This window comes from Microbacterium sp. (assembly GCF_035277845.1).
GTDB lineage: Bacteria > Actinomycetota > Actinomycetes > Actinomycetales > Microbacteriaceae > Microbacterium.
Genome location: NZ_DATEJS010000355.1, coordinates 1 through 3,193 on the forward strand (window position 1 = coordinate 1; position 3,193 = coordinate 3,193).

Consider the following 3,193-nt stretch of genomic DNA (forward strand, 5'->3'; position numbering starts at 1 on the left):
CGGCCCGGCGCCCGGGCGCACTGCGCGTCATCTTCGCGGAACCGGCCATGCGCTGGACCGCCGTCGTGACCGTCGCGCTGGCGCTCGGGTTCTACGCCCAGTTCGAGTCCGGCCTGCCGGCCTATGCCATCACCGAGCTGAAGGCCGACCCGTCGACCATCGGCACCGCCGCCGCGATCAACTGCGTGGTCGTCGTCATCCTGCAGGTGCTCATGGTGCGGCTCACCGCGAAGCGGTCGGCGCCCGTGCTGCTGATGGCGGTCGGCGCCATCTGGATCGTGTCGTGGCTGCTGCTGACCGCCGCGCAGGTCGTGCCGGGCGGCGTGGCCTCGGCGATGTTCGTCATGACCTACGGCGTCTTCGCCGTCGGCGAGACCATCTACAGCCCGGTGCTGAACCCGCTCACCGCTTCCCTCGCCCCGAAGGGCATGGTCGGGCAGACCCTCGGCACCGTGTCGGCGCTGCAGACGGCGTTCTCGGCCGCCGGTCCCCTCGTCGCGGGCCTGCTGCTCGGCGCCGGCCTCGCGGACGTCTACCTCGGGCTGCACCTCGCGGTCAGCATCGTCGCCGTGCTCGCGGCGTGGCGCATCCACCGGGCGCTCGTCGCACGCCGGAACGCCGTCGAGGCCCACGCCGCGCCGGTGCCAGATCGGGCCGCCGCGACGATGGCCCACCGGCCCTGACGGCGCGGACCGGGAGTGGCAGACTGACGCTGTGACCTCGATCCGCGCTGTGCTCGGCGACATCACGCGGCAGGATGTCGACGCCGTCGTCAACGCCGCCAACACCGCCATGCGCGGGGGCGGTGGCGTCGACGGCGCCATCCACCGCGCCGGCGGCCCCGCCGTGCTGCGGGACTGCATCGCCCGTTTCCCGAACGGGCTCGCCACCGGGAACGCCGGCTGGACGACGGCGGGCGACCTGCCCGCCCGATGGGTCATCCACACCGTCGGGCCGAACTACGCCGCCGGTGAGCGCGACCGCGGCCTGCTGTGCTCCTGCTACCGGCGCAGCCTCAGGGTGGCCGACGAGCTCGGCGCGCGCACCCTCGCCTTCCCGCTCATCAGCGCGGGGATCTACGGATGGCCGCGTGCGGATGCCGTCGCGGCCGCGATCGAGACGATCAGCGCGACCCGCACGGCGGTCACCGAGGTGCTGCTGGTCGCGTTCTCGGAGGATGCCTTCGACGAGATCGAGGCGGCACTCCGATCCGCCGAGCGACCGGGCGACCAGCCCCGGTGATCCCGGCGTCGGCGGTCGTGCGATCGGCTAGCGTGGGGCGCATGCCGTATGTCGTCGACTTCGTGAACGTGTCCACGGAAGGGCTCGAGTCCTCCCCCGTCGCCGAGGCGCTGGCGGGACTGCGCGCCAACGAGGCGCGGTACTACCGCAACAAGTACGAGCACGTGTTCACGACCGTTCCGGCGGACGAGGGCGCGGAGACGCTCGCGCGGATCACCGGCGTGCTCGCCGAGGAGCGCGACATCCACATCGCCTCGCCGGCCCTCGAGGTGACCGAGTTCGTCGTGGACGGCATCCGCATGTCATACGTGTTCTACGAGTCCGGTCTGTCGATCAACGTGATGTACACGCTCGCCGAGGGCGGCAAGCGGGCGGTCGGGTTCAAGCTCTCCGAGGGGATGCCGGTGCCCGAGGAGCTGTCCGCGTTCAAGTTCGCCCGGCAGAAGTCGAAGCTCGCCGGCACCATCCGCGGCTCGTTCTTCGTGATCAAGGGCGAGTACTGACCGAGGCCATGCGCCTGTTCACCCCGGAGGACCGGACGCGACTGCGCGATGCGATGATCGCGCGGGCCGAGACGGATCCGCAGATCGCGGGGGCCGCGCTCGTCGGCTCGGCGGCCCGCGGCACCGAGGATGCCTGGTCGGACATCGACCTCGTGCTGCAGCTGGCTGCGGACGCGGACGAGGAGCAGACGGTCGCGGACTGGACCGCGTGGATGCGGGCACGCGACGAGGTGTCGGACACCATGGACGTGTTCGCCCGCGGCGGGGTGCGCTACCGCGTGTTCCTGCTGGCCTCGTCGCTTCAGGTCGACGTGTCGTTCTGGCCGCACGACGAGTTCCGCGCCACCGAACCCGGCTTCCGCCTGCTCTTCGGGACGCCCGGCGAGCCGACGGAACCGCCGCCGGCGGCATCCGACGCGGACGCCGCGATCGGCATGGGCTGGCTGTACGCGCTCCACGCGCGGTCGTCCATCGCGCGGGGCCGGACGTGGCAGGCGGTGCAGATGCTCGACGAGCTGCAGCGGACGACCCTGCAGCTCGCGGCGATGCGGCACGGGCTGAACGCCTGGCACGCGCGGGAGATCGACCGGCTGCCGGCGGAGCTGCTCGACGAGATGGCGGGTGCTCGCGCGACGGGGGTGGATGCCGCGGAGCTGCGCCGCTCGCTGCGCGCGCTCACGGACGCGTTCGGGCGCGAGGTGGCGCAGCAGGACCCGGGACGGGCGGTTGCGCTCGAGCCGGCGCTGAGGGTGATCGGCGGGGGCGCGGGCCCCGGCCGGTGAGTGGGCGGAGGGGCGGACGGGCTGTCGGGCTGCGAAGGAATCGCGTTTCGTCTCGTCGCTGCGCTCCTCGCTCAACGACCGGGTGAAGAGGGCGGACCGGGTGAAGAGGTCGGGGAATCGCGTTTCGTCTCGTCGCTGCGCTCCTCGCTCAACGACCGGGTGAAGAGGGCGGACCGGGGGAAGAGGTCGGAACGGGTGAAGAGGGCGGACCGGGTGAAGAGGTCAGCCCTGGCGGATCTCGGCGACTCGGGCCTCGGCGACGGGGGCCGGGAGTGCGAGGCCGAGTTCGACGAGCACGATGCGGCCGCTGAGGGCGACGCCGTCGGCGCGGGTCAGGCCGGCCTTCGCCGCGCCGAAGGTGACGGTGATCGTCGCCGGCAGCACGACGCCGTCGGACGTGCCCTCATCGGGGTCGAGGCCGCTCGGCAGGTCGACGGCCACCACGCGCGGGGATGCCGGCAGCAGAGCGGCCGCAGCTTCCCGCGCACGTCCGCGCAGCGCGCCGCGCGCGCCGATCCCGAGCATGCCGTCGAGCACCAGATCGTGGCCGCCCGCCACCGCCTCGTCGAGGTCGACGACCCGGGCCCCGGCGGCGAGAGCCGCCTCGAGCGCCTCCTGGTGCACCCGGTCCGCGGTGCGCACGATGTCGACACCCACCCCGCGACC

The 3,193-nt window shown here is 73.0% G+C and carries 5 protein-coding genes; 4 read left to right on the top strand and 1 reads right to left on the bottom strand.

Annotated features, from left to right (window positions below; all coding sequences use genetic code 11):
- From VJR25_RS15620 to VJR25_RS15635, 4 genes are all read left to right on the top strand, one after another.
- On the top strand, positions 1–683 hold a 683-nt coding region (locus VJR25_RS15620), incomplete at its 5' end, for an MFS transporter (RefSeq protein ID WP_324116686.1).
- Between the two features lie 31 nt (positions 684–714).
- The gene (locus VJR25_RS15625) at positions 715–1,242 is read left to right on the top strand and encodes an O-acetyl-ADP-ribose deacetylase (RefSeq protein ID WP_324116688.1); all 528 of its coding nucleotides are present in this window, start codon (positions 715–717) and stop codon (positions 1,240–1,242) included.
- Positions 1,243–1,283: 41 nt separating this feature from the next.
- Positions 1,284–1,745 carry a phage tail protein gene (locus VJR25_RS15630; protein ID WP_324116690.1) on the top strand — a complete coding sequence of 154 codons (462 nt, stop codon included), beginning with the start codon at positions 1,284–1,286 and terminating at the stop codon, positions 1,743–1,745.
- An 8-nt stretch (positions 1,746–1,753) separates the two neighbouring features.
- Positions 1,754–2,527: a nucleotidyltransferase domain-containing protein gene (locus VJR25_RS15635; protein WP_324116692.1), complete on the top strand. Its 774-nt coding sequence runs from the start codon at positions 1,754–1,756 to the stop codon at positions 2,525–2,527.
- Between the two features lie 222 nt (positions 2,528–2,749).
- On the opposite strand, the gene VJR25_RS15640 is transcribed toward VJR25_RS15635, so the two are convergent.
- Positions 2,750–3,193 (bottom strand): NAD(P)H-hydrate epimerase (locus tag VJR25_RS15640; RefSeq protein ID WP_324116694.1); only part of this gene is annotated, 444 nt, incomplete at its 5' end.

Bases quoted from the DNA above. Each gene is read 5' to 3' on its own strand.
- VJR25_RS15635 (WP_324116692.1), top strand. From the start codon at position 1,754: ATGCGCCTGTTCACCCCGGAGGACCGGACGCGACTGCGCGATGCGATG.
- VJR25_RS15630 (WP_324116690.1), top strand. From the start codon at position 1,284: ATGCCGTATGTCGTCGACTTCGTGAACGTGTCCACGGAAGGGCTCGAG.